At 46.9% G+C, this 25,883-nt stretch carries 20 protein-coding genes and 1 pseudogene; 7 read left to right on the top strand and 14 right to left on the bottom strand.

Going from position 1 to position 25,883, the window contains the following annotated elements:
- Positions 1–31 precede the first annotated feature (31 nt).
- A complete protein-coding gene (locus EL628_RS11160; RefSeq protein ID WP_126580022.1) occupies positions 32–1,042 on the bottom strand; it encodes a protein kinase family protein in 1,011 nt (336 codons plus the stop codon).
- Positions 1,043–1,186: 144 nt separating this feature from the next.
- Complete coding sequence (locus tag EL628_RS11155; protein WP_126580021.1) at positions 1,187–2,101, bottom strand: helix-turn-helix domain-containing protein; 915 nt, start codon at positions 2,099–2,101, stop codon at positions 1,187–1,189.
- Positions 2,102–2,769: 668 nt separating this feature from the next.
- Here EL628_RS11155 and EL628_RS11150 point away from each other — a divergent pair.
- Positions 2,770–3,237 (top strand): annotated as a pseudogene (locus EL628_RS11150) (phosphotransferase); the annotation flags it as partial.
- Between the two features lie 52 nt (positions 3,238–3,289).
- Here EL628_RS11150 and EL628_RS11145 read toward each other — a convergent pair.
- The 6 genes from EL628_RS11145 to EL628_RS11120 are packed head-to-tail and all read right to left on the bottom strand — an operon-like array spanning position 3,290 to position 7,534.
- Positions 3,290–3,847 carry an HD domain-containing protein gene (locus tag EL628_RS11145; protein ID WP_161975419.1) on the bottom strand — a complete coding sequence of 186 codons (558 nt, stop codon included), beginning with the start codon at positions 3,845–3,847 and terminating at the stop codon, positions 3,290–3,292.
- A 14-nt stretch (positions 3,848–3,861) separates the two neighbouring features.
- On the bottom strand, positions 3,862–4,275 hold the full coding sequence (locus EL628_RS11140) for a hypothetical protein (RefSeq protein WP_126580018.1): 414 nt from the start codon (positions 4,273–4,275) through the stop codon (positions 3,862–3,864).
- A 6-nt stretch (positions 4,276–4,281) separates the two neighbouring features.
- A complete protein-coding gene (locus EL628_RS11135; protein ID WP_126580017.1) occupies positions 4,282–4,941 on the bottom strand; it encodes a class I SAM-dependent methyltransferase in 660 nt (219 codons plus the stop codon).
- A complete protein-coding gene (locus EL628_RS11130; RefSeq protein WP_126580016.1) occupies positions 4,938–5,474 on the bottom strand; it encodes a hypothetical protein in 537 nt (178 codons plus the stop codon). Before EL628_RS11130 ends, EL628_RS11135 begins: the two co-directional genes overlap by 4 nt.
- 16 nt (positions 5,475–5,490) lie before the next feature.
- On the bottom strand, positions 5,491–6,918 hold the full coding sequence (locus EL628_RS11125; protein WP_126580015.1) for a dihydrolipoyl dehydrogenase family protein: 1,428 nt from the start codon (positions 6,916–6,918) through the stop codon (positions 5,491–5,493).
- Positions 6,919–6,970: 52 nt separating this feature from the next.
- A complete protein-coding gene (locus EL628_RS11120) occupies positions 6,971–7,534 on the bottom strand; it encodes a hypothetical protein (protein WP_126580014.1) in 564 nt (187 codons plus the stop codon).
- 271 nt (positions 7,535–7,805) lie between these two features.
- On the opposite strand from EL628_RS11120, the gene EL628_RS11115 reads away from it, so the two are divergent.
- On the top strand, positions 7,806–8,702 hold the full coding sequence (locus tag EL628_RS11115; RefSeq protein ID WP_161975418.1) for a CDP-alcohol phosphatidyltransferase family protein: 897 nt from the start codon (positions 7,806–7,808) through the stop codon (positions 8,700–8,702).
- Here EL628_RS11115 and EL628_RS11110 read toward each other — a convergent pair.
- From EL628_RS11110 to EL628_RS11100, 3 genes are all read right to left on the bottom strand, one after another.
- On the bottom strand, positions 8,672–9,490 hold the full coding sequence (locus EL628_RS11110; protein WP_126580012.1) for a class I SAM-dependent methyltransferase: 819 nt from the start codon (positions 9,488–9,490) through the stop codon (positions 8,672–8,674). The two genes, EL628_RS11115 and EL628_RS11110, sit on opposite strands and share 31 nt — an antisense overlap.
- Positions 9,491–9,530: 40 nt before the next feature.
- Positions 9,531–11,081 carry a radical SAM protein gene (locus EL628_RS11105; protein WP_126580011.1) on the bottom strand — a complete coding sequence of 517 codons (1,551 nt, stop codon included), beginning with the start codon at positions 11,079–11,081 and terminating at the stop codon, positions 9,531–9,533.
- A gap of 89 nt (positions 11,082–11,170) precedes the next feature.
- On the bottom strand, positions 11,171–14,038 hold the full coding sequence (locus EL628_RS11100; RefSeq protein WP_126580010.1) for a hypothetical protein: 2,868 nt from the start codon (positions 14,036–14,038) through the stop codon (positions 11,171–11,173).
- Positions 14,039–14,615: 577 nt separating this feature from the next.
- Between EL628_RS11100 and EL628_RS11095 the strand changes: the two genes are divergently transcribed.
- Positions 14,616–16,001, top strand: a complete 1,386-nt coding sequence (locus EL628_RS11095) for an FAD-dependent oxidoreductase (protein WP_126580009.1) — start codon at positions 14,616–14,618, stop codon at positions 15,999–16,001.
- A 213-nt stretch (positions 16,002–16,214) separates the two neighbouring features.
- Complete coding sequence (gene pabB / locus EL628_RS11090) at positions 16,215–18,119, top strand: aminodeoxychorismate synthase component I (protein ID WP_161975417.1); 1,905 nt, start codon at positions 16,215–16,217, stop codon at positions 18,117–18,119.
- 174 nt (positions 18,120–18,293) lie between these two features.
- On the opposite strand, the gene EL628_RS11085 is transcribed toward pabB, so the two are convergent.
- Positions 18,294–19,262, bottom strand: a complete 969-nt coding sequence (locus EL628_RS11085) for a hypothetical protein (RefSeq protein WP_126580007.1) — start codon at positions 19,260–19,262, stop codon at positions 18,294–18,296.
- Positions 19,263–19,290: 28 nt separating this feature from the next.
- Positions 19,291–19,839 (bottom strand): beta-sandwich domain-containing protein, encoded by a 549-nt coding sequence (locus EL628_RS11080; protein ID WP_126580006.1) that lies wholly within the window; start codon positions 19,837–19,839, stop codon positions 19,291–19,293.
- Positions 19,840–20,859: 1,020 nt separating this feature from the next.
- Between EL628_RS11080 and EL628_RS11075 the strand changes: the two genes are divergently transcribed.
- The gene (locus EL628_RS11075; protein ID WP_126580005.1) at positions 20,860–21,891 is read left to right on the top strand and encodes a leucine-rich repeat domain-containing protein; all 1,032 of its coding nucleotides are present in this window, start codon (positions 20,860–20,862) and stop codon (positions 21,889–21,891) included.
- Between the two features lie 206 nt (positions 21,892–22,097).
- Positions 22,098–22,400, top strand: a complete 303-nt coding sequence (gene rbp, locus EL628_RS11070; protein ID WP_126580004.1) for an RNA-binding regulator — start codon at positions 22,098–22,100, stop codon at positions 22,398–22,400.
- A 287-nt stretch (positions 22,401–22,687) separates the two neighbouring features.
- On the opposite strand, the gene EL628_RS11065 is transcribed toward rbp, so the two are convergent.
- Complete coding sequence (locus EL628_RS11065; RefSeq protein ID WP_161975416.1) at positions 22,688–23,692, bottom strand: quinone oxidoreductase family protein; 1,005 nt, start codon at positions 23,690–23,692, stop codon at positions 22,688–22,690.
- Positions 23,693–24,028: 336 nt separating this feature from the next.
- Here EL628_RS11065 and EL628_RS11060 point away from each other — a divergent pair, with 336 nt between their 5' ends.
- Positions 24,029–25,834, top strand: a complete 1,806-nt coding sequence (locus EL628_RS11060) for a M3 family oligoendopeptidase (RefSeq protein WP_126580002.1) — start codon at positions 24,029–24,031, stop codon at positions 25,832–25,834.
- The last annotated feature ends 49 nt before the right edge of the window (positions 25,835–25,883 follow it).

Raw genomic sequence — 25,883 nt, 5'->3', positions numbered from 1 at the left:
CCAGCAGCTAATGACAGATCAATAAAATGTGCTATTGAGATTGAGCAAGACGTGCCCGACAACTGCCCTCTGGATACGAGGTTTCCTGTGGGTGTAACGCATGCTCAAGACGCGCACCATAGGCAAGCTGATAGAGCTTTGCTGCACGAATGGTTTGATACTCCTCAGGTGTAAATGGCTGGCCGCGAGCAGTTTCGTATTCCGCAATAAACGCCTGTGCTTCCTCGTTGGTAGGTCCTCTGAAGCCTCCGAAATATTCTGTATAGGTAAAATAGCCAGAGGCACGCCCAACGATGATTGGCTCTTTCTCAAGCAAGAGGCTATCCCAATCATAGATAACGCTTACCCTCTCGCCAACGTAGCGAAAATGTTTCACGCCCCAATCGATATGGCCTAACACCAGATCTCCCGCACCCTGCAACTTGATCGCTTGCGCTTGAGATGCAATCTCATCGATCCATTCGGCTCCAGCCGCAGTCGCCTCAAAGTTGAAGAGCTTGCTATGAGGAACTCCCCAGGTTACTCCAGGTGGCAGGCGCAAATCAAGATCAGCAGGTTGCAAGCCTGGTATAATCGCAGGCGTTCTGGTGAGCCGTATCAGTTGAGCCAGCATTTCAGCCATCGAGCGTCGAATTGCGGGATCATATGCCTCGTGATAGATACCTTCATTCATAAGTTCTTCAGTAGTGGCAATCCCATATGCAAGGGGACATGGAGCGAGCAGCGGTTTTGTACAGGGATAGTTGTGAGCAAGCAGATAGCGTTGCACCTGCACCATGGCCTGCAAAAATGCGAGCGTATGAGCATGATGGACCTTTACGACCACACAACGTTGATCTTCCAGACGCACGCCACACACAGCGCCAATACTGGATTCATAGAAAAGATACTCCTCTACAGCAGCTCCAAACCCGTTCTGACAGAAGGTATCAATAAGCTCTGCTATTTTGTGCGGATCGGTTGTTCCAAAGACGTCAGGTTCGACAAAATGTTGCTCCCATTGAGCAATGTGCTTGCTAATAACGTCGTATTGAGCAATCATAGTTTTTTCTTATTCTCCATGTTTATGCTTTGTGATATCTTGTTGTGGCAAGACCCGGCCATAAGCCAGCACATTTTATCGTTGACAGAAAGGACCTCACAGCTACTTTGATAAAAGTAAGCTCTATGGCCAGCATCTGCCAACTCAAGCGAGCTCTCTGAAATAAGTACATACCTCTCTTAGCTGCTCGCTAAGCCAGATAACTTTATCATCAGCTATCTCGCTCCATGATGAGAAGAATATCCGATCGGTCTCTCGTTCAATCTCATCTCGTATCTCTTGTCCCTGCCGAGTGAGTTTAAAGTGATCGTCGACAAGGATACTATATCCTGATCCGATGAGTTCTTGAATGCCCTGCTGAATATCAGCAGGGTGTTGTGATTCTCCAAGGATGGCAATCAAACCGGGGAGTGTCTGTGTTTCTTTACTCCAGATTCGGCTTAATATATCAAAAACTGGCCCGGAGAAGCGGTAGGCTCGCCATGCAGCTATGTGTGCATCATCCCGCGCCTCCCATAAGCCTAAAACGGCCCATTCTATCTGAACAAGGGCCGGCGCTCGTTCGACTGATAAACGTCGTTGGGTTCGTGCCTGATGTGCTTTAATCAGCGGTTCTTGAGCTTGCCAGGAGCCATATACCCGCTCCATGAGAGCTCCGACTAATGCTGAGAGCGAGATTGATGGGGTAACCTCAAGGGATGCTAGATAGGCACGAGCCGCCAGCTCGATCCGGTTGCAGAGGTTGCGCCCTGCATCGGTTACAACATATCCGTCACCCTGTTGTTGAAGATAGCCTCGCTCAATCAAAAGAGGGAGATCATCAAGAAACACAGATCGAGTTGAATATGGGTTGAAGAGACTTTCCTGCATTTGCTGCACAGTTAGTGTCTGACCTCTGACGGTTTCACCTTCCAATGCACGTAACAGAAAGAACGCAGGACGAGTCAGACGATACTCATCGAGGAAAGGCCGAAGCTCTGTCCATTTCCGTCTTCTGAGTGTGAGAAAGAGCGAAAGTTGTTCGACTATTGTTCGTCGCGCTACGATAAGCGTTTCCATACCTATCCTTTCGTTTTTACTCACTGGCAGCAAGATGGCCCACAGATTGGAAAATATACTACCTTTATTTTGTCACGACAACCGCCGAGGAGTCATTCTCCTCTTTCAGAGCAGCATTACCAGCTAAACAAGAAATGCGGGCTTAATATTCTTTTCTATTTTATATAAGTATATATTTTTTTACAAGTTCTTGTATAGAAGGTATATTCTATATGGTATAATAGTCTCCGGGAGCAAGTATAGATATGTACAGATCTGATGGATAGGTGTCCCAACTAGAGATATTGATAATGCGTTGGCAAGTCGTTTTTCGCTAGATTTAAAAGATAGTACTCTTAATAATAGATGACCCTGGCTTCATTCGCTCATACCTCAAAGATAGGAACATCTATTACGCTTTGCCTCTCGCGTACTGACCAAATTTGTGTAGAAGTAAAAAAAGATTCTCATAATAGAAGATTGGAGCACATCATGAGTACAGATTCTGAGCAAGAGAAACGTGAACAACTCGAAAAACTTGCCCTTGGGCATGGAACAATATGAATTATAACGAGGTGGCTCAGATCAGTGAGACCTCTTTACTTCCAATAATAGCAGAGTTATACGGGTTAGAAGGCTATGAAATCAGGCCAGTCAAAGCACATGACGGAGGGCGTAATGTCGTTTATACGTTCGGCATGATCCGTTTTGATTACAACGATGGGAATTATTGTATAGATTTTGATACTGGGCAAATAACTGTCTTTGATTTCGATAATTCCTGTTTCGGTTGGTATATGTACGATCTGGCAGATCTCTGGACACATGGAATGGGCTGGATACAATTTGAACAAGGTGCCGGTAAACGTAAAAAGTTTATGGAGGATTATTTTGAAACAGTCCTCGAGGGATATAGAACCGAGACTGAGATCGATAATTCGATGCTGGATATATTGCCCGTCTTTATCAAAGCAACCGTCATGGAAAATATTGTAGATGCATTCGAGGGAATGCGTAACAGTGGAGAAAAGCCGAAGTGTGATGAAGAGCTGTCGTATCTCGTAAAATGCTTGGAAGACGATATCCCATATAAAGGATTTTTCCATGAGATTTACTCGTGTGAAGAACCCTTTGAATATAAAGAACGAAAGATTTAGTTTTTTACTGCAATCTTTTTATGATGCGATAAACATATTTTTCAAAATACAATCAATGTAATATATTTAATGCTGATTGATAATCCTTCTGTATCAACTTCTGTGCCTCTGGACAGAGTTTATTCCAGCTTCGTTGCAGTTTTTCCAGCACCCATTTGCTTCCCTCGTCGATGGTCATCTGGTGCTGAACATACGCCAGATAGAGCAAAGAGGGGACCTGTGCAATATGAGCCATCCCATCAGCACTGGCAAGACAGATGGACTCTTTCGTCATTTGCTCTGCCTGTATGCTTGCTCGATGGGTGGCAATGCATTCTTTGACTGCCTGGATCATTGCATAAGGATAGCTATACTCCTGCAAGATTGCTTCAGCTTCACGTGGTCCATGCAGATGATGATCCTCATACATTTTATAATCTTTGATACTGGCATAATCATGAAGAAGGGCTGCAATCTCGACAACATCTGCATCAGCATCCAGGATCTCAGCCAGTTGCTTACCATACTCGACAACCCAGAGAATATGGTGGGTCCAAATCCCATATCCAAAGATATTGCTCTTTGCCTGACACGCTTTTTCGACGACCTCAGCGAGATGCGCATGACGCATGGTTCTTTCCTTCCTCATTTCACACCAATACGAACTCTGTAACTGAAATACCAGGGGATTGGTTCAGATCCAATCTGTTGGAAGGCGATGCGGGAGAGACGATCAAAACCGATCTCGTGTGCAGTGATGGTTTTCAGCTTAAACTCATGACTATACGCATTTGTCAGAAGTAGATGTATGAAACGTGTTGCGTCTCCCTGTTCAACATGATGCAGAAACAACTCGCGTGTAAAACGAAAGTACGTACTTTCGCGTAAGCGTTTCAGATGTGTCTCTTTGGGCCATCGCTGCAACTTCTGAGCCAGTCCAAGCTCCCTGATACGTTCATCAAAGCGAGCATCCACCTCCTGATAGGCTTGCTTCAATTCCCAATTAAGGGTTGGCGGCCAGTCATAGTCATACGCCGCAAAAAACCCGCCAGGACGCAAGTGGAATCAAGCATGAGCACTGATGACCCATCCCCGCCAGAGCAGATTGATCGTCATTGTTTTTGTGGTGATTATCTTCAGTCCGGCCTCCTGACAGAGCTTCTGGGCCTCTGCCAGGGTATAGGCCTGGACATGTTGTGGATCAACCTGTTTGATGAACCACTCAAAGAGACGCCAGGGAAAAGGGAATATCCTCCGAGCATAATCCTCAAGCACCAGTTGCCCCTGAGCAGTGAGTAGTGCGGCCAGTGCACGCAATACTGTTACTGGGTTATCCATATAATGGAGTGAGTTTGTAAAAGTAATCAGATCAAAAGAAGCGAGATCATAGGGCAGCGAACCCGCCGTTGTTCCTGTGAGCGTGACCTGGCTCAGATGCACACGAGGATTGTTTCCCAGTAGCAGATGCGACTGCGCCAGCATATCCTGACTCGCATCCAGACCATATAATTCGGCAGTTGGCAGGAGTATTGCAAACTGTTGGAGAAGCAAGCCAGTCCCACAGGCTACATCAAGAATACGAAGAGGCACTTCACGTGTGCTGGCAAGCTCCTGTAGCTGTGTGAGATCAATGGTCGAACTGGTAGCGGCAAGGGTTCGCTCGGAAAAGGTCTTCCAGGAGCGATTATAGGATGCAGCCCCCTTCCCCACATAATAAGATTTCATACGGCACCGCTCTCTCGAACTTCCTTCATACTACGAATAAGATAGAGAATGCCTAACAGGATCAATCCCAGCCCTGGAAACCAGAGAGAGAGCGCAAAAGGAATGAGACTAGAGGGCGTCAGATGTGCCGCTAACAGTATTTCAATCAGGCCAACGCCAAGCACAATTATGGCTGGCGAGATAGCTCCACGACCAACATAGCCTCTTCTGGCGGCGAAGGCCACGGCCAGCAGGCCAATACCAAGTGCGAGAATATATGTTGGAAAGATCTGACTGCCAGGGATGAGCCCTCTGAAACCTAAAAAGACCGCAATCCCAATCGCCGTCGTCATACTACCCGCAATCATTAAACGAGCCGGGTCAATGAATGCAGCGACAAGCATCCCAGCACCAAGTAGGAAGACACCGAGTGGATAGGCGTAAGGATTTATATGAAGCAGCCAGGCCCCCAGCAGCAAGATAATGCCAACAATGAGTAATGTATAGGCCTGGCGTTGTGAACGGGTAGCTCTAACCAGGAGATTTCTTCTCATAAAAGACATTTCTTCTCTACCTTCTGAACTTTAGCAGCGCACCGACGACCTTTTTATTCCTCATCGCCTCCTTGCTTGATAGATAGGCCGCAAAGCAGGCCTGTTGCAGGCCAGTCTGAAGCGTCGGATAGGGATGGATGGTTGCAAGGATATCAGAGACGGTAAGACGGTGTTGTATCGCCAGGGTGATCTCCCCCAGTAGTTCGCCTGCTCGTAGCCCGACCATATGAGCTCCCACAATCTTCTCTTTCTTGCCTGCCAGAATAAGCTTGATAAAGCCAGCAGGAGCATTTTCAGTCTGTGCGCGGTCGATATGTGACCAGGGAAAAGTAAGCTCGCGGACCTGCCGATGCTGTTGCTGAGCTTCAGAGTAGGTCAGGCCAACGCGAGCCGCCTCTGGATCAGTAAAAGTACACCAGGGCAGGGCCCGATAGTCAACTTTACGCTTCCCAAAGGGCAGCAGAGCATTACGCACTGCAATGCTCGCTTGATAGGCTGCAACATGCGTGAAGAGATTGCCTCCAATCACATCGCCGATGGCAAAGATATTTGGAGTCGAAGTCCGAAGATAGGCATCTACCTTGATCCCCTTCGTCGGATTGTAGGCAATTCCAGCGGCCTCTAGATGAAGCCCGGAGACATTGGGCTGACGACCTGCAGCCAGCAAGATCTCATCAGCCTCCAGAGTCATCGTCGCACCGTCTTGTTGGATGATGACCTGCTTTATGTTCTCCGAGCGAGCAGCTTTGAGAACATGGGCATTGGTCAGTAGAGTGACGCCCTCAGATTGGAGTACCCTGGTAATCGCATCCGAGACCTCAGGTTCTTCACGCGGCAAGATATGGGCGGGCCTCTGGACCAGAGTGATCCGAACGCCTAAACGCGCCAGAGCCTGTGCCAGTTCGACACCGACTGGTCCGCCTCCCACAATGAGCAAGGAGGCAGGTAAAGCAGTAAGTTGAAAGACATCTGCATTGGTGAGATAGCCAGCCTCGGGAAGCCCTTCTATCTGAGGAGAGGCGGGATGAGAACCAGTGGCAATGAGCGTTGCACGACTGGTTATGCGCTCGTTATTGATCAGCAATGTGGTAGGAGATTGAAAAGAGACGGAACCAAATTGAACTGTGGCCCCTTCAGTGTAGACCTTTTCTGTGTCATGGACCTGTGTAATGACCCCTTGAATGTAGTCAGCGACCAGAGCCATACTGAGCTCTGTTGTCTGCGTCATGAGTCCCAGGTGGGCAGAGCTTCTGGTTTGATGAACAACCTGGGCAGCATGGATCAGGCTTTTGCTGGGAACACATCCAGTATATAAGCAATCTCCACCCAGGCGCTCTTTATCGACTACCAGGACACGGGCTCCAAGCGAAGTCGCAATACGTGCCGCTGGTAGTCCACCCGATCCACCTCCAATAATGGTGAGGTCGTAATCCATATGTGCCATATATTTCTTTTACCTTTTACAGAGACCTGAAAGGGGGATACGTTGTCGTACCTTATCTCATGGCTGCGATTGTTTGCAAGATGCCGCCAATGAGAGCCCAGAGAGCGATGAAATAGATCCATCTTCCACCATGGCGTCTGCTCGCCTCTGCAACCGAAACGTTTTGAAACCAGCGAGCAGTGGAGGGCCGGCTCAAGCGCCAGACGGTGAGTGGCGAAATAATGACCAGAATAGTCTCCGTTATAAAGGGCCAGAAGTTGCCTTTGCTCGCGCTTTGAAACAGATTGAGAAGTGAAACGAGGCCAGCAATAGAGAGAAGAGCACTGAAGACAAGCTGGACCCAGCGTGACCAGTTCCGTCCACGTCTGACCATCTCTCCTAAAAAAGCGGGTAAGCAGGCGATGACCAGCGAGACGAGAAGTAAGAGGAGCTTGCCAGGGATGGAAGTAAGGAACGAAGTAGGTGTTGACTGGCTAAAAAAGAGGGCGATGATGGGAGTAATCAGGATCTGCACCGCCAAGCCCCAGTCTACTGCAACGGCCATACCAATGCCCTTGGGAGCGGGGAGCGTCTGTAGCCCACCTTCGCTGCCTTCAGAAATGTCTAATTTCTGCACTATTGTAATACCTTTCTCAATCTATAACATCTAATCGAACTTCATATCTTCCTGGTAAGCGAGCTTGCCAGGAAAACGTTACTCTATCTTATACACAAGGATTGTATCTTATTTTTACGACAGGCGGAGGGGATGTAGTTTGTCTCATTGCTCATTCCCTTTATGATATACTACGATCGTATTGTTCCTTGTATGATACTGTTGCAGATGATACAGACCAGTAGTACCACGCTGATCGCTGGCCGTAATCAATAGGAAGAGGATGCCTGTAATGCAAGATTCTACTGAGCAGACATTTGTCGTTGACCTGTTGACCACCCTGCGCCACGACCATTTTAGTGCACCGGCCTGGGGACGTTTCCTGCAACGTTCCTGGTTGATGTCCAGTCAGACTGCTCGCGATAATCCTGTCTTACAGCGGTCGTGGCAAAGAATAACGTCTCTCATTGCGGGATTGGCAATGGCAGCACTGGTTGGCAATGGCCTGATCGCCGGGCCAATGGATACCTTGCGTCTATTACCTGGTTTTGTCTTCTGTGTTCTCTGGCAACAGAGCGATCTATTCTGGCACCTTGGTCTTAACCGCTCGGTGCAGAGTAGGGAATTGCTGCCATCCATTGGAGTAGCCAATACGCTCACGTGGCTCAGAGCGCTGGGTGCATCGTATCTCACAGGTCGGCTGATAGGAGGTCTGAGCACCCCGTCGAGCCTCGCGCTGATAATCTTTCTTTGTGGTATAGGTACGGATATTCTGGATGGGACCATTGCCCGGCGGAGTGGAACACAGACAAAACTGGGACAGATCGCCGATGCTGAAGCCGATTTTTGCCTCTATCTTGCCCTGACAATCATTCTGCTCCAGAATGGTGTGGTAGCGCTCTGGATTGGCTGCATCATGGTGCTCCGTTTTCTCCTTCCGCTGGTGGCAGCTATCATAAGCTATCTACTCTTTGCGCAACCTGTACGCTTCGGCTCTACGTCGTGGGGCAAGTATGCTGGCGTAGCCCAGTGCTGTTATTTTCTGGTGTTATTAGCGCCTCAGCCGCTTGCCCCGATCGCACATCGTTTACATACTCCTTTGCTTGTTCTGACCATCTGTCTGCTCGTTGCCGCACCAATGGCCCAGATAACTGCCAATCATAGTTTATGGGCCAGGAGGATGGCATAGCCAAATTGGCGCAACTCAATAGCTGTGCTGGCAGCTCTGGCCAGCGTTCTGGCCTGCTCCAAATCGAGAGAGGGTGGCAGGGTCAGCTTGTTGAGCCGTACGAGGAGTTCAGCACCAAGCAGCTTGCCGCGAATCTCTTGAACCATCGCCTGTAAGGCCTCATCATGGGCTTCAACGAGATCGACCGTCAGGCCTGCCTGGGTGAGATAGCGTGTGTACGCATCAAGCGGTTGTGCATCTGCGATACAGGCAATCCAGGCAAGCAGTCCCTGTAATTCTGGGGGAATAGCGCCGACGCGTGTCAGATCGCTCAGGCCAAGCTGTCCACCAGGTTTCAGAACACGGAAGAACTCAGCGGCCGCCGTTGCTTTGTCTGGAAATGTGCAGAAGGCGCATTCGCAGATGACCGCATCAAAGCCGTTATCTGCCAGAGGAAGAGCCTCAGCATCTCCCTCTTGAAAGGTAACTAGATGGTCAAGACCGGACTTTCTGGCTGCCTCAGTTGCCTGCTGGACCGCATCAGCACTATATTCAATGCCCAGCACATGACAGCCAAAGCGTTGCGCAAGGGTAATGGCACTCTGACCCTGCCCCGACGCAATGTCCAGGACCTGGTGTTGTGCTCCAAGATGGAGCAAAGAGCCAAGGTATTCTGTCAGTTGTGTGCCACCAGGATGGAATGATGTGCCAAGTAAGAATCGGGCTACATCGCTTTGATAGACGGTCGCGCAGCAGGCCTTTATCTCTGCTGCCTCAAAACCGATCTCTGGCTTCTGGTCTGCATCCATTGGCCTGCTCCTTTGTTCAACAAGCTAGAAGGATTGATGACTACTTTTGCTCAAATGAGAATGTCAAAGGTTCTGGTGTATAAGGCAGACCAGCCCGTTTCGCCTGATTGCGTTGACGTTCGCGTGCCTGGAGTTGATGTCGTGCCTGCTCGCGATAGCCTACGTTGTTATAGGCGCAGAAAGGGATCTGTTTGCCATCGGGCAAGAGAATCTCCTTACAGCACTTCATCAGATTTTTCTGATTAAAGGTCCAGGGGTCCATAAAGTCCTGGAGCATAATCATAAAGATATTTTTCGCAAACGCCCCCAGGTCTAAGCCATCAGGAAGATCGCAGGCGGCACATGAGAGTGCAAATTGCTGAGCGGCCTTATCCGAGCCAGCAACAGCTGAAGATGACCAGAGTCCTTCGAGGGCAGTCTTAATAGTATCTGAAAGGTCCAACACGGCCCGGTTTGAGATGTAATCGAGGTAATCATCGACATTCAGTAATCGCGTCAAAGGCAGCACCGTATCCCCATCATTGAGAACATAGGTCACCGAATTACAGGTTGGAAAGCAGCATGGTACGGGCACAAAGTCCGAGACCATCAGAAGATCACTGGTCTGTTCTTGCATGGCTTTGAGGATATCTGGGATGGTCAGGCGTTGCATAGGATCGCTGACGCCATGACGGCCAGACTGAAATGCGGGTTGGAAATTGATGCCACGGACCGCAGGATGCTTCAGACCAAAGGAGACGATAGCACCAACTTCATGGAGATTGACATTGGGATCAATGGCCGGGACCAGCACAACATGTGCCCCAATCTCTGCCAGGCGATCCAGTGCGCGCAGTTTCTGAGGGAGAATATCGGGCTCACCCCGTAACAGGCGATAGGTCTCAGCCTCAAAGCCGTCAAACTGGAAATAGATAGAAGGCTTCAAAGGTGCTAACTGTGCCAGAAAGGCATCATCATCGGCGATACGTTTCCCATTTGTATTGAGCATGACATGCCGGATATTCCGCGCTTTTGCGGCTGTAATCATCTCAATGATCTGAGGGTGGATAGAGGGTTCACCTCCAGAGAACTGGACAACCTCCGGATTGCCTTCAGTCTCTACCAGGTGATCGAGAATGTCTTCGACCTCTTCTAGCGTCAGATTAAAGCCTGCACCAGCATTGGCAAAACAGAGTGGACAATCCATATTGCAAGCGCTATTAACCTCAATAATGCCCAGACAGGCATGTTGCTGGTGATCGGGACAGAGTCCGCAATCGTGTGGGCAACCGCGCTCTATGGCTGTAGAATAGGCCAGAGGGATCGTGCCAGGTTTATTAAAGCGAGCAGCCGAGGTATAGGCCTGGGCATCACCATAGACCAGTCCTTCAAAGACGCCATGATCAGGACAGCGCTTACGCATATACACCTTATTATGGCGTAAGAGGATATGTGCATCAATGACCCGACGACACACTGGACAAATGCTGCGTGTGAGCTCAAAAAAGACAAAATCAGCATCTTTTTTCTGCCGGAGAGGAGTTACTAAGTGAGCAGCCGTGTAGGTGGGTAAAGAATGATCGTGTAGAGATTGATCTGGTTGGTTGTCCATGAGATCTCCCTGGTTATGACATTGACGCACTACTATGCATTCCATATCAAATTCTATTATACGCTATCAGGTACCATGATACAGATGATTCACTGATGAGCCAACCAACTTTTTTCAGTTACAAAAACGTTATAGAATTGAACACCCAGCCATGGATACTGCTTAACGAGCTCATACAATGGATCAGGCATACAAAAAGCTTGTTCACGTGTCTCCGCCAGTAGCCAGATACGTTGAAGAAGAGCTATCAACCGCGACCATTGTTGTGCTTCACCAAGGGCTTTCGCCAGGATCTTTACGGCTTCTTTTCGATCATACGTTTCTTCATCTATGCTAAAGGTCAGCTCCTCTGCCTTATCCCAGCACTGATCTTGAACCAGATACTCTACTATGCTCTTAAAATCACTATTTTTACTTTTATTTCTTTTGATCAATTTTATTATATTTTCCACCTTCTCCCAATGCCTCCCCTGGGCATATATTCTGGCTAACCAGGCCAACGTACCCGAGTAATCACTAGCTCTATTCTGCACTATATTTTCTGCACAACTTAGAAAATCCTCCGCTCTGCACCATTGTTGTTCCTGTATGAGTTTATGAGCAATCCAACCAAGCACAAAAGCTTGATTAGACGGCGTACTAAGTGCTGCAACCAACTTCTCAGCCTGCTCCCATCTCTGGACCTCGCTCAAGGCTATAGCCAGATCTTTTAGCGATAGTTCACGGACAACTTCTTTCTCCTCAGCCAGTATGATTTTCTCAAATCTCTCCCATTGTTGCTCTCTATGCGCTAAAACTATATCTCGCACATGGGATGCCATGTCTTCACTCATCGGGCTTTTCTCACGCTCCCATTTCTGAATTGAGACAAGCACATTGATTACCTCTTGAAGTATTTGTGTATCATGTACGTTAGCTTTTTTTCTTTTTGACGCGTTTTCTGCAGCCACTAGGATCGACATAGCTCGCTCCCATTGTCCCAACTGCCACAAAGAGAGTGCAATACTACTCAATATTTTAACGGTTTGATGCTCTAATCCTTCGATTTTGAAGGCAGCTTCCTCGGCATCAGCCAGAAGCATCAGTGCTCGTTCTGATTGCTGCATCGGAATGATTTCCTGTGCAATCTCACTCATGATTGATGCACGATCAAAAGGGCTCTCAATTGTGCGAGCCAGTATCACAAACCGTTCCCACTGCTGCGATTGCGCAAGAGTTTTAAGTACCTCACGCGTTTCATCGCCCATATAGTAGAGATTTATCCCCTGAACTGCTTCTTCCGCTTGCTCCCAACGTTGTACTTGTCTCCACAACTGCGCAATCTTACTGAGCATACAGGGAACCTGGACGCTATCGGCTAATGGATCTCGCGCTGCCGCCTCCGCTTGAGTAAGTACCGACTCGGCTCTTGTCCACTCCTGCGCCTGCCATAACGACAGAAAAAGGTCTTGTAATATATATGTCCGCTCGTTTGGATCGATAACTTGCTGAGCCACAATCTCGGCTCTCTCCCACTGTTGAGAATAGACCAGTACTTTAACCAGAGAGCCCAAAGTTAGTATCTGGCTCTCCTTTCCTTTACATGCAGCTACCTCTGCTTTAGCTAGCATAATCTCCGCTTGCTCCCATTGCTGGTTATTCCAGAGAGCTATGGCGATAGCGCTTAAAACCTGTACACGCTGCGATGACTTCTCTATTTTCTGAGCAAACTCTTCAGCCTGTACAAGAACCTCACTGGCCCTTGCTCTCTGCTCATCGCACATAAACAGGTCTGCCTTCTTGACCAACACCATTGCCAATTCGGCTATTTCCCATTCGGCGGGATTGGCAATTTCGCCGAATAAAGCTTCTGCCTGCTCCCATTGGTGCATGTTATTTAACATCTGGGCAACACGAATCAAGCCTGTATTTTCGTACTCATATGATATACGGCGAGCAGAGGCTTTCGCTATCTCTATTGCTGAGAGAGCTTTCTCCCATTGGCAATCCTGCCAGAAGGCATATGCGAGCTCATCAAATGCATAGACCCGATATATTGACTCCTCAATCTCACGTGCGACCTCTTCAGCACGCTCCCACCACCTTGCCTGTAGAAAAGCCCTTACTATTACCAGCAAAGATGTTGGATAATTACTGCTATCAGAGCGTTCTATCTGGCGGGCGACCATCTCTACTCTCTCCCATTGGCCAACCTGTTTCAAAGCGTTGGCAACAGTGATCAGGCTTAGCTCTCTGTATAATATATGGTCGATCCTCTGGGCAACTTTCTCAGCTTCAACAAACAACGTATTAGCCTTCTCTGGTTGTTGAATCTGCATCAACGCCACAGCTAGCTTACTTAAGGCATCTACCAATGGAATGGGCTCCTGGATCTGACGTATCATCTTTTCTGCACGTTCCCATTGCTGATCGAGGACCAGCGAAACAGCGATTGAGGCCAATGCCTCTGCCTTATCATAGGAGCTATCGATCTCTTTAGCTAACAGCTCTGCCTTCTCGATCTGTTGTTGCTGGACAAAAATCTTAATAAGTCTTACGAAAGCCCGGGACCGATGATGATGATTTTTCATCTGACGTGCGTGGCTTATAGCTCGCAAAAGCACTTGTTCGCACTCATCTGTCTTTCCCTTCTCAAGAAGATATTGAGAATACACATGAAGTAGATTAAAGTGCTCAAGTTCGTCACTGACAATTTCAATAGCAGCACGCACTTCTTGCTCATATTGTAAATGCAAACAGGCTTGAAATAAGCTCATAGGATACTTGTTTATCTGGCTTTGCAAACTACTACGTCGTAAGGTATATCTCCACAGAAGTGGGAGATATTCCAGTTCATGGTTAAGAGCCTTGCTCCGGCTTGCTACAGCCTGCCGGAGCCAATCCAACCGCTCCATTGATAGGCGATTAGAACTCCAACGCGGACTTCGTCTCTTTGGTTCCGTCTTATCTTTACTCATAGTTCTTTCCTTTTCAGACTATACGAAAAACAAGGCTTTATCTACGGAAAAGAGGTCGCTGGTCATATATATTTCTGTTTTCCCACTGGCATACAAAAAGTTGTACTGCCTGCACGCTTAAATTCTTTTGTATAGTGTGGGTGAGATGTACTTCTTGAAGTATAACAAATTTTTCTTCCCACGTTCCCCAAAAGCGGCTCTTCGGCACATTCCAGGCTATCAAACGGTAGCGGATACCTCTCTGCTTCATAAGGAGGTCAAGGTCTCAATAGAAGAAATTGTGTTGTAGAAGAATGAAGCCTGGCTTCTGATAGATGGCAATGGAGAAGTTCTATTGGCAACTGTGCCTTTTTTCATCATCTGGAAAAGTTGGGCAACGGGTACCAATACCCTGCTGTCGTGCTGGATGTCTCTCGGGTCTGGTGATAGGATGATTAATGTCGGATGTTCAGAAAACGATTCAGACCTTACGCATGGCAATAGCCTGTCGCTGCCCTGGAGTGCAGCTACGCCGCATCGTTCGGATGGCAGGAATATCCCTCCCATCGCAAAGCTACCTGGAACGGAGAGCAGACTCATGACAACAGAAAATTTCGATACTCTCATTATTGGTTTTGGCAAAGGCGGTAAAACTCTTGCTGGCTTCCTGGCAAAGAAGGGCCATAAGGTAGCGATGGTCGAAAGGTCTCAAGAAATGTATGGAGGAACCTGCATTAACATTGCATGTATCCCCACCAAGTCGCTCGTGTTATCCGCAGAACACGCCGCCACACATCAACCTGGCACCTTTGAAGAGAAGCAGATGTATTATAGCAATGCTATCAATGAGAAAACGCGACTGGTCACAGCCCTGCGCAAAAAAAATTATGACACGCTAAATACCAACCCCAATGTTACGGTTATCGATGGTCTCGCCAGTTTTGTCTCTCCATCCGAGGTAGAGGTCACTCTTAGCAAGAATCAGAAGTCGCTCCACATCCAGGCAGGCAATATTATTATCGATACTGGTACTGAACCGTATATGCCTCAGATCCAGGGACTGGAGCAGAGCCAGCGCATCTACACAAGTACGACACTCATGGAAAAGCAACGCTTACCCCATCATATGATCGTCATCGGTGGTGGCTATGTCGGTCTAGAATTTGCGTCCATCTACCGCGCCTTTGGCTCAGAGATTACCATTCTGGAGCAGCGAGACACCTTATTGCCAGCACAGGACCGCGATGTTGCAGAAGCTGTTATGCAAACCATGCAGGGACAAGGTATTCAATTCCACTTCCATGCCAATGTACAGCGGATTCATGATGAGGCCGAACAGACCATTGTTGAGTACACGAACGAATCTGGCCAGAAGCAGGAGATTAAGGGCGATGCGATCCTGGTCGCAGTAGGACGTGCAGCAGTGACCACTGAATTAAAGCTCGCTGAGGCAGGAATCGCTACCAACGAGCGTGGTTTTGTGAAGGTTGATGAGCATCTACGTACGAACGTCCCACATATCTGGGCCCTTGGCGACGTCAACAGTGGCCCACAGTTTACTTATATCTCGCTGGACGATTTCCGCATTGTTCGTGACCAGCTCTATGGAGATGGCAAACGCTCAACACTCACACGCCACCATGTTCCCTATTCCGTCTTTATTACACCACCCCTCTCACATGTCGGTCTCTCTGAAGAAGAGGCAAAACGACAGAATTACGAGATCAAAGTAGCGAAGCTGCCAGCAGGAGCCAATACCCGTGCCCAGATAATGCGCGAAACTACAGGGCTCCTCAAAGCGATAGTCGATGCTCACACCAATAAGATCCTCGGCTGCACCCTCTATAGCGCTGAGTCGAATGAGGTCATCAATACAGTGGCCATGGCAATGCATGCTGATATGGATTACCAGATCCTCCGCGATACCATCTTTACCCACCCAAGCGTCTCAGAAGTCTTAAACGATCTCTTCAGCCTTCTGTAAGATCAATGAAGTATCCAAAAGTCCACCAGAAAAACTGCTGAGCATGGTTTTTCTTGATCCCATATGTGAAAATAAAATGGTTACTTGCTTGATGCTAGCTTCTTTTTCTTTTTCCCAACTCTCATGGTGAAATACCTGATCATAAGAGAGTTGACAAAAAATTATTTTGCGCATATTTACATATTACATAGAAAGAGATGTGAAATAACACTGATGCAATATAATCAACAATCGAACGGCGGAATAAATTCTACGGCACCACTTGCTGATGAATGGTATAAACTCCTTGAGGAAGAAAAAGATGTGGTTTTGCTGGAGAGTAGTCTGCAAGATCAGGAAAATATGTCCAGTTTTCTCTTTTCCAACCCCATACAGATATTGAAGATTCATCGGGTAGCAGAGCTCTCACATCTCCTTCTTTCGATCCAGATGTATGTACAACAGGGCTATTATGTTGCTGGATACTTTGCTTACGAGTGTGGCTATGCTCTCGAAAAACTGGGCCTCGCCGATTATTCCAGTGAGAAAAAACCTCTCGCCTGGTTCGGAGTATACAAGCAGCCGCTCGTTCTCAATCACCTGAGCAAGACAGAGCCGTCCTTATCTTTCTCTCATCCAACGCGAAAGGATGCTCCATACCTTGTCAAGGATCTTCATTTTAATCTGGATGAATCAGCCTATCATCACAAAATAGAGCAGATCAAAGAGTACATCCGCGCAGGTGATGTCTATCAGGTCAATTTTACTGGTCGCTACAATTTCACTTTCTCCGGTTCACCTGTCTCCTTTTATCAAGCCCTGAAAAAAAAGCAGCAGGTACGTTATGGAGGATATATACGAACAGCAGATCAAGACATTCTCTGTTTTTCGCCAGAATTATTTTTCCGGGCTGATGGGCAAAAGATTATCACAAAACCAATGAAAGGAACTGCTCCGCGAGGTTGCACATTAGCTGAGGATGACGAACAGGCAGCATGGCTGTACAATGATACAAAGAATCGAGCCGAGAATGTGATGATTGTTGATCTGTTGCGTAATGATCTGGGGCGCATCTGCCAGATTGGTTCCGTTACAGTTCCTCATCTATTTGAGATTGAGCAGTATGCGACGCTCTTTCAAATGACTTCGACCGTACAAGGGAGAGTGCGAGAGGAGATAGACTATTCTCAACTATTCCAGAGCTTATTCCCCTGTGGCTCTATAACGGGAGCTCCTAAAATGAGAGCGATAGAGATTATTAAAGAACTGGAGGATTCTCCACGTGGAGTCTACACAGGTTCCATCGGTTATTTTGCGCCTCGCTCTCTCACAAGCGAAGCAAAGGCCGTATTTAATGTTGCCATTCGGACCATTGTCCTTGAACAGGGACAGGGCGAAATGGGTGTTGGGAGTGGCATCACCTATGATTCTCAACCTGCTGATGAGTATCTGGAATGTGCAATCAAGGCACGCTTTTTGACAACAAACGCTTCTGAGTTTGCACTTCTAGAAACAATCCTCTGGGATGAAGGATATTGCTCTCTTGACAAACATCTAGAACGGATGGCGAACTCAGCCAGATACTTTGGCTATCCGTATCATCGAAAGAGGATTGAAGACGCCCTGGCCAATAGTGAAGTACATCTTGTTCGAGGATGTCGCTATAAAGTCCGGCTAAAACTGTTTTCGACCGGGCAGATAGAGGGTGAAACTCTCCCCCTGCAACCAGAGACTCTCTCCACCTCTCCTCGTACCATTATTTTGAGCTCAATACGCACCCATTCTCGTAATCGCATGCTCTATCACAAAACAACAGACCGGACCCTCTATGACCGCGCGACCCGCTTTGCCAAAGAAAATGGGCATGTGGATATGATCTTCCTCAATGAAAGGGATGAAGTAACAGAAGGGGCCATAAGTAATATTTTTATTGAAAAGGATGGTCACCTGTTTACTCCTCCGATACAGTGTGGTTTGCTGAACGGGATCTACCGCCAGCGGATGCTAGAAAGTCACGCGACGATTGAGGAAAAAGTTCTCTTTGTGAATGATCTGGTTGAGGCTGAAAAAATATATATCTGTAATGCTATACGAGGCCTGGTGCATGTCCAGCTACAGCTACAGGAATGCAAATTTTGAGTACAACCGGACTTAATAAAGCAGTCCCCATCACAAGGAGAACATTTTCACTTCACTATCGACAGTACTAAAACTCTTTTGAACTAATTTTTAACAAAGTATACCCCATAAACATTGCTGCTAAAACAAAAGAGTAGTAGCAAGAGGCAAAAGAAGTAAATACTCCTGATATTTTTATGGACGAGATGCAAGAAAATCATGAAGAAGCTGGATATTATTCAATTCCTTCTCTTTCGCAACGACTAAACGCTTCTTTACCCTTGGCCACATTATTGGTAGATCACCAACAGCCTTGCCTCGTAACACCAGATGGGATGCCACAATCCAGTTTTGCGATGTCTCCTGGATCACAGTAGCTAAGGCCTCTTCTTGAAAGAGGGTCAAATATTTGTAAAAAAAATGGCGCGAGTTGGCGATTTCTTTTAGTGCGCCAAAGATAGTATCAAGCTCTTCTTCGACTACTGCTAGATCCTGTTGCATGATCTCTTCAACTTTTTGCAGCGTCGCATTTACGGCATCCATTCCGATTTTTGCAGTGGGAGGGGCATGGCGCAGATCGTAAAGGCGTTTTGTTTCCATTACCGCACAGTTGTCTGCAATCGCTTGATACAAATCTTCTCTGGTATATGTGCGCGGAACGTTGATGGCTTCTGCATAGAGCAATCCATATGGCCCTGGCAAAAGGGTCGTATAGTAAGAGTCCAGAGACTTCTTTAGATCGTGAAGAGCGACTGGACCATAAAATTGGTAGGGATGATCGGCAATAATGACATGGCCATCTTCTATAGCACACGCTTCAACAGTATGTGGATGATGAACACGTTCATAATAGATTGAATAGGGAAGATAATAGGTATCTATCATCAGAGCAATTGTGTGACCCGACTGAAGGATATCATACAGACGTTTTACATAGCTCTCCAGGTCTGTATCATGCTCGATCATCCATTTTACACCGTGATCATTCTCAGTAATATCCTGATAATATGGATCTATTTTGAGCGTCTTTTCTTCTTCTTGATAGATCAAACCTGCTTGATGCCACACATAATCAATGGGAACCCCCAGTCTGAGAAGCATTGCTGATAAGGTAATTCCCCGGCAATTATGAAAAGCATTTGTATACACGGTAAGCTGAGGCATAGGTATCTCCTCTCTCTCCTATTGCAGGCTATGCCGTCTCAATCGTCATAGCAAAAACATGCATTGAGGGATTATCGGCGAATTGGAAGCTTTCTACGGTCTGCGGCGAAGGGAATTTTAAAGAATAATACCACAGCTTTGGCTTGATATGATCATAGCGTCCTGTACGTGTGTGGAGATAACTTAACGTCAAAGCCAGGCGATCGGAAAAAGCTGGCACCAATGACGAAAAACTCGATAAATACAGTTTACTCCGATGCACTACGACCCCTTTATGAAAAAAGAGAATATCATCAAATAAGTCTGTATTGCTTGAGGTGCCCAGAATATGAAGCCCTTTCATCATGCAGGGAGCAAATGAAATGATCTGCTCAGTGCATTCTATATTATCTCCTGTCTCGGCCTGCTTCAGCTCAAATGGAATATCATAGAACGTCAAAGGTTTGTCAAAAGGGAACTCCTCCGCAGGAAATGAGGCTCCCATCAGGCTAAGGGCACCAAGATGATTCTCACTTAATAGGGTACAACCACGATTATTCAGAAACGCCTTTAAATCCAATGGTATGTAACTATTCATTAGATCCAACTCCATAAGATGATGGATAAAAGGTGCACAATAATGCAATGAAAAATATAATTGAGAATAGATTTCTTGCACGCTTTTCAATATATGTTCATTGCATTGTAAAGAGCTACCAGCAGACAGACTATATCTCTTTAATTGAGTCGTTAGAAGCCATTTGTGTTATCCCCCTTTCTCTTTAAAAAAGAGTGCGTGTGTATATTTTATATGCCTGGCCCTCACAAAACAAGTATACATTTCAAAGAGAAAGAGATGATAGTCTCAAAATAGGCTACATATAGGCTAGAGGCTATCTCATCTTCCACCAAACAAAAATCCCTCGGGACCAGATATTTTTCTAGCTTGAGACTCCCCTCCTGGCTTTCTTTTCTTTAATTACCGTTCACCTTGATTTTGGCGCTGTTGTTGCCTGAAAAGCTCATTGGAGAAACTATGATCCAGAAGAGACTGCAAGAGCGGTGGCTACATGTTTGAAATGCACGCAAGGGATCGTGGAAGTGCGACCAGGTGGATCCCCACGCCTTTTGGAACTGCTACCTGAAAGTAATGACAGCATCTCTATCAGATAGATAAAGTGGGGGAAAAGCAGCATATGCAAAAAGCGCAATATAAATCCAAGATAGTGTGTGAATCAATGAGAGAAGATCTTGATTTGTGGAGAAGGATCAGCTATACTGCATGTAACGAGGAATAATTACACATATATAATAACATAAAAATGAATGTTTGTCAAGGGTTTTGGGGAGGAATTTTCACTGAGTACACGGGGTCTGTTATCTGCCAGTAATAATTACTAACTTCCTTTTACCTGGATAAACCTGGAAAGTGTGCCACTAAACCGCATTACTACCTGTTCAGGAATTCGCAATCTCGTTACATATAATGGCTTGCTGGAATCTATTCCCGACACCATACTTGAAATCATTTAGAAAAAGGGAAGTGGATTTAACGGAAAGGAGAAGTGGCGCTTCATCACCAGCTATAAGCAGGGGCTGACTGCGCCATGAGATGTAGATGATCATAGATGGACAAGAAAGTAGCCATGATGCACTCATAGTAGCACAGCTTCTGGCCCCTCTCAATGCGAGGCCCCAGGTGATCCGTTATAATACCAACCGAGAACTTATTATTCTCGACCTCTCTGACCTCAATTTACGCGAAGTACCACCTGAACTGTTTCATTTAAAGAGCTTACGTCGTCTCTCGTTATCCTGGAATCGGCTCACGTTCATACCAACCGAAATAGAACAGTTACATAATCTTGAAGAACTTTCACTGGAAGGCAATCAACTATTAGCCATTCCTGAAAAAGTTGGGCAATTGAGAAAACTCCAGAAACTTGTGCTCTCCTGGAACCGTCTGGTCTCTCTACCTACCGAGATTGGGCAATTATGTCATCTCCACGAATTGTATCTGGGAGGAAACCAGCTGGCATCTTTGCCAGCTGAACTTGGCCAGGCCGAGCTTCTTCAGACACTCTCGGTGGAGTGGAATCGCCTGACAGCCCTTCCGGCCACACTTGGCCAGCTACAGAATTTACAGTTACTCTCTCTCTCTAAAAATTTGTTGACGACATTGCCAACTGAGCTTAGTCAACTACAGAACTTGCAAGAGCTTTTTCTGATGCAAAATCGGCTAGCCTCACTACCCATTGAGCTTGGTCAACTACAAAAATTACGGCGGCTTATCCTGTCCTGGAACCGGCTGACCTCATTGCCAGTAGAACTGAGTCATTTACATCAACTCGAAGAACTTGCACTCGCAGAAAATCGGCTTACTTCGATCCCGGCAGCCATTGGTCGACTGAGCAACCTTCAAGAACTCTCTCTGGACAAAAATCAACTGCTGACTGTGCCTGCCGAAATCGGACAACTAAGCAAGCTCCAACGCCTCTCTCTATCCGGAAATCGTTTAACAACGCTTCCAACAGAGCTTGGACAACTCCATAGTTTACAGGAGCTCTGGTTGCACAAAAACCAGTTCACTTCACTCCCACCAGAGATCAAAATTTTGCAGATTCGCCAACAATTATCCTTAGACAGGTAGGGATCGCTCTCTGTAAAGGTAGATTGACAGCTTCAGACTATTGAAAACAGATTTTTCAGCAATATTTTTTTTGGTCTGCATCTGGGAATAAACCTTTCGCCTCCCCTGTTTATATAGGTGTATGAATAACAACATCATTGCATTGCTCCTGTGAGAAGCGGTTTCTACGAGCGTGAGATGACCAGTGCATACAGGAGCATAACTACATGAGACTTTACGTTGGCGGACTTCCCTACCAGACAAATGATAACGACCTGGCAAACCTTTTTGAGCCAATCGGTGCTGTAAGCTCTGCTACAGTCATTACAGACCGTGAAACTGGACGCAGCAAAGGTTTTGGCTTTGTCGACATGAACACCAATGAGGATGGACAGCGCGCTATCGAACAGCTGAACGGCTCTCAATATGGTGAGCGTACTATCACAGTCAACGAGGCGCGCGAGCGTCAAAACAGCGGTGGCAGCTATCAGCGGCGCTCTAATTCAAATTATCGCAGCGAACGCTACTAGTTCCCCTACAAAACCTTAACAGAGAAGCGACTCTCTCACATTGAGAGGGCCGCTTCTCTGTTTTCTCTGCCATCATCCCTCCCATTGCTAGAGATAGATTGACCACAACAGAGTGACACGATTACAGGCAAGCAGTATCCTCTTATCTTCTCATAAAGAATCTTCAGTCTCAGTACAGAGATTGAAAATTCTTACTTACTGCCAACTGGTCGCGCCTCTATGCCACACACTTTTACACTATCATCTGGATGCATACAGAGACTGGCATGAAACAGGAGACAAAGCCATTATTCAAAACGAAGCAGGACCTTTCCAAACGGACGCCCCTCTTTATAATACCTTTGGGCCTGTTCAATCTCCGTGAAAGGAAAAATTTGATCAACAAGAGGATGGATACGCCCTGCATACCAGAGCTCTACGATCTTCTCAATAGCTCGATCCCGTTCTTGCTGAGGCGTCAGAAGAATATTCATCCCCACAATACCACGACGAAAGGCTAGAATATCAAAAATGGGGATGTGCAGTTGAATATTTCCTGGCACAAACCCTACGACAACAAGAGTTCTCCCTCGCTTCAGGGTGGTCAAGGCCTGCTGTGTATAGGCTCCACCAAGAATCTCTACCACAAGATCAACACCTTCACCATGTGTTAAGCGCATAACCCCATCATACAATGTCTCTTGCGAGAGATCGATAATGCGCTCATAGCCCGCTTCCTGAGCTCGCTGGAGCTTAGTGGTCTGGCCCGCAGTTGTGATGACGTTGGAAAGTCCATATGCTCGCATAAGCTGGATGGTAGCATTTCCGACTGCACTTCCCACCCCAGGTGCTAAGATGGTCTGTCTGGACTGAGCGTCAAATTGAGCCTTCCCAAGCTCTAAAGCCAGGAGAGCAGATTGATAGCTCTGACGTAATGCTGCTGCTTCAGTCAAAGAATGTCCTTCTGGTATCGCGATAACATCTGCTGGACTCGCAACTACATATTCTTGCCAGGTTCCTCCGTGAGGGAGATTGTATGCCTCGCGAAAAAAGACACGTGTCCCTATGGGGAAAGTCTGCATCTCATCCCGAGACTCAACAATCGTTCCAGATCCTTCAATACCCATAATCTGAGAAGTGGCTCCCATAGGAGGAGGGAAACCATGGAACATCCCTGCATGAATATTAAGATCACGGTGATTTAGCGTCGCAAAGGACATCTTAACCAAAATTTGTCCAGGCTCCAATGATGGTTCTGGAAGATCAACGATGAGCCATGGCTCGTTGTACGACTGAAATGTGATCGCTTTCATCAAATAATCCCTCATTTGGTGTTTTTTTCCACGACATATATTTCTCGTATTTCATGCCTATCTATACAATAACAGATAGAAGCCAATATATCCATTGTATACACAAAGAAATGTTGCTTCAGATACGTTTCTCTTGATTAAGCTATCCTTACATAGCTCTTCCTTGCAACAGAAGGAGGGGGAAAATCGTAAGCATAAGTACGACCATCAGGCTCTGATGGTACATCAAAAAGTCTGTCTCTAGACGTTGAAAAGACAGACATATTTCGTTTCAAACCGATTAAGGCACTATAATCCTTGCCATGCGGTGATTTTGCGATAGAAAAGAGTGTATACGTGACACAAACACAGACACTTCCTCATTGGGATATGAGCGTTGTCTACCCTTCTCTCACTTCAACTGAGTTTATCCAGGGGTACACCAGACTTACACAGAGTATTACGGAGCTCTCAGAGCTCTTTGATACCTATAAAATTCAGGAACACCCTGCCCTCACATTGGATGAGAAGCTTGTTCAAATCTTTGAAAGGGTACTTACTCGCTTCAATGCCGTCTTAGATGAAGAAAAAACATTGACGACCTATGTGCTGTGCTTTATTACGACAAACTCACAAGATGATGTGGCCCAGGCCAGATTAAGTGAGCTTCAACAGTGGCAAGTCAAATTGGCGACTTTGAGTACACGTTTTACCGCCTGGATCGGTTCTCTTGATGTCGAATACTTGATAAAACATTCTCAAGCAGCGCAAGAGCATGCGTACATTTTATTGCATGCAAAAACTCAAGCGACCCATCTTATGAGCCCACAAGAAGAGATGCTGGCAACCGAACTCAATGTCAGCAATGGGGCAGCCTGGTCCAAGCTCCACTCTAATATCAGCTCACAGATCAAGGTTCCATTTACGCGTGATGGTCAGACGCAAGAGCTACCTATGAGCGTCATTCGAAATCTCGCGTCCGATCCCGATCGAGACATACGCCGTAGAGCCTATGAAGCGGAGCTAGCAGGCTGGAAACAGGTCGCAGTCCCTCTGGCGGCGGCAATGAATAGTATCAAAGGCGAGGTCAATACACTTATGGAGCGGCGGCGCTGGGATTCGGCGCTGGATTCTGCCCTCTTCAATAATAGCATCGATCAACAGACACTCGCAGCTATGCTTTCGGCTGCACGCGAAGCCTATCCAGACCTCCGACGCTATCTCCACCTAAAAGCACGTCGCTTAGGGCTCTCGCGCCTGGCCTGGTATGATCTCTTTGCCCCACTGGAGGTAGATGAGAAAGAATGGGATTTTGCAGAAGCACGCCGCTTTATCGTTAAACAATTTGGCAGCTATTCAGAGCGATTGGCAAGCTTCGCAGATCGAGCATTCCAGGAGCAATGGATCGATGCAGAGCCTCGTCCAGGCAAATCTGGCGGTGCCTTCTGTATCTCATTGCGTGCTGACGAATCACGCATCCTGGCCAACTACAAGCCCTCATTTGATGCTGTCAGCACTCTGGCACACGAATTAGGCCATGGCTATCATAACCTCAATCTGGCCCATCGTACAGCCTTGCAACAGACCCTTCCCATGACGTTAGCAGAAACGGCCAGCATCTTCTGTGAGACGATTATTCGGCAAGCTGTTCTACGCAATGCCAATAAACAGGAACAGATTGCAATTTTAGAGGCTTCACTCCAGGATGCCTGTCAGATTGTGGTTGATATCAGTAGCCGCTTCCTCTTTGAGCAACGTGTGTTTGAGAAACGCAAGCAACGTGAGCTCTCAGTTGAAGAGCTCAATACGATTATGCTGGATGCTCAACGCGAGACCTATGGGGATGGTCTCGATCAGACTCAGCTTCATCCTTATATGTGGGCAGTCAAAGGACACTATTATAGTACCTATGACTCCTATTACAATTATCCCTATATGTTCGGTCTGCTCTTTGGTACGGGTTTATATGCACAATATCAGCAGGATCCAGAGACATTCAAACGCGGTTACGATGATCTGTTATCATCTACTGGACTGGCCGATGCAGCGACATTAGCAGCTCGCTTTGGCATCGATCTACGCTCAGAAGATTTCTGGCGCTCCAGTCTAAACATCATCCGTAAGAATGTTGATCGCTTTGAAGAGCTCTTAAACGAAAAGTAGACGGTATAACACAATCAGAAAGAGAGTAAGGCTCCGTTTTACTCTCTTT

It is taken from the genome of Tengunoibacter tsumagoiensis, assembly GCF_003967535.1.
GTDB classification, from domain to species: Bacteria; Chloroflexota; Ktedonobacteria; order Ktedonobacterales; family Ktedonobacteraceae; genus Tengunoibacter; species Tengunoibacter tsumagoiensis.
The sequence above is the reverse complement of the archived record's forward strand: the minus strand, read 5'-3'. Positions and strand labels throughout refer to the sequence as shown.

What these genes read in the sequence shown, in the direction of transcription:
- EL628_RS11115 (WP_161975418.1), top strand. Translation starts at nt 7,806, where the DNA reads ATGCAAGATTCTACTGAGCAGACATTTGTCGTTGACCTGTTGACCACC.
- EL628_RS11075 (WP_126580005.1), top strand. Translation starts at nt 20,860, where the DNA reads ATGATCATAGATGGACAAGAAAGTAGCCATGATGCACTCATAGTAGCA.
- EL628_RS11130 (WP_126580016.1), bottom strand. Translation starts at nt 5,474, where the DNA reads ATGAGAAGAAATCTCCTGGTTAGAGCTACCCGTTCACAACGCCAGGCC.
- EL628_RS11080 (WP_126580006.1), bottom strand. Translation starts at nt 19,839, where the DNA reads ATGAATAGTTACATACCATTGGATTTAAAGGCGTTTCTGAATAATCGT.
- EL628_RS11135 (WP_126580017.1), bottom strand. Translation starts at nt 4,941, where the DNA reads ATGAAATCTTATTATGTGGGGAAGGGGGCTGCATCCTATAATCGCTCC.
- pabB (WP_161975417.1), top strand. Translation starts at nt 16,215, where the DNA reads ATGCAATATAATCAACAATCGAACGGCGGAATAAATTCTACGGCACCA.
- rbp (WP_126580004.1), top strand. Translation starts at nt 22,098, where the DNA reads ATGAGACTTTACGTTGGCGGACTTCCCTACCAGACAAATGATAACGAC.
- EL628_RS11085 (WP_126580007.1), bottom strand. Translation starts at nt 19,262, where the DNA reads ATGCCTCAGCTTACCGTGTATACAAATGCTTTTCATAATTGCCGGGGA.
- EL628_RS11155 (WP_126580021.1), bottom strand. Translation starts at nt 2,101, where the DNA reads ATGGAAACGCTTATCGTAGCGCGACGAACAATAGTCGAACAACTTTCG.
- EL628_RS11095 (WP_126580009.1), top strand. Translation starts at nt 14,616, where the DNA reads ATGACAACAGAAAATTTCGATACTCTCATTATTGGTTTTGGCAAAGGC.
- EL628_RS11160 (WP_126580022.1), bottom strand. Translation starts at nt 1,042, where the DNA reads ATGATTGCTCAATACGACGTTATTAGCAAGCACATTGCTCAATGGGAG.
- EL628_RS11125 (WP_126580015.1), bottom strand. Translation starts at nt 6,918, where the DNA reads ATGGCACATATGGATTACGACCTCACCATTATTGGAGGTGGATCGGGT.
- EL628_RS11145 (WP_161975419.1), bottom strand. Translation starts at nt 3,847, where the DNA reads ATGCGTCATGCGCATCTCGCTGAGGTCGTCGAAAAAGCGTGTCAGGCA.
- EL628_RS11105 (WP_126580011.1), bottom strand. Translation starts at nt 11,081, where the DNA reads ATGGACAACCAACCAGATCAATCTCTACACGATCATTCTTTACCCACC.
- EL628_RS11100 (WP_126580010.1), bottom strand. Translation starts at nt 14,038, where the DNA reads ATGAGTAAAGATAAGACGGAACCAAAGAGACGAAGTCCGCGTTGGAGT.
- EL628_RS11110 (WP_126580012.1), bottom strand. Translation starts at nt 9,490, where the DNA reads ATGGATGCAGACCAGAAGCCAGAGATCGGTTTTGAGGCAGCAGAGATA.
- EL628_RS11065 (WP_161975416.1), bottom strand. Translation starts at nt 23,692, where the DNA reads ATGAAAGCGATCACATTTCAGTCGTACAACGAGCCATGGCTCATCGTT.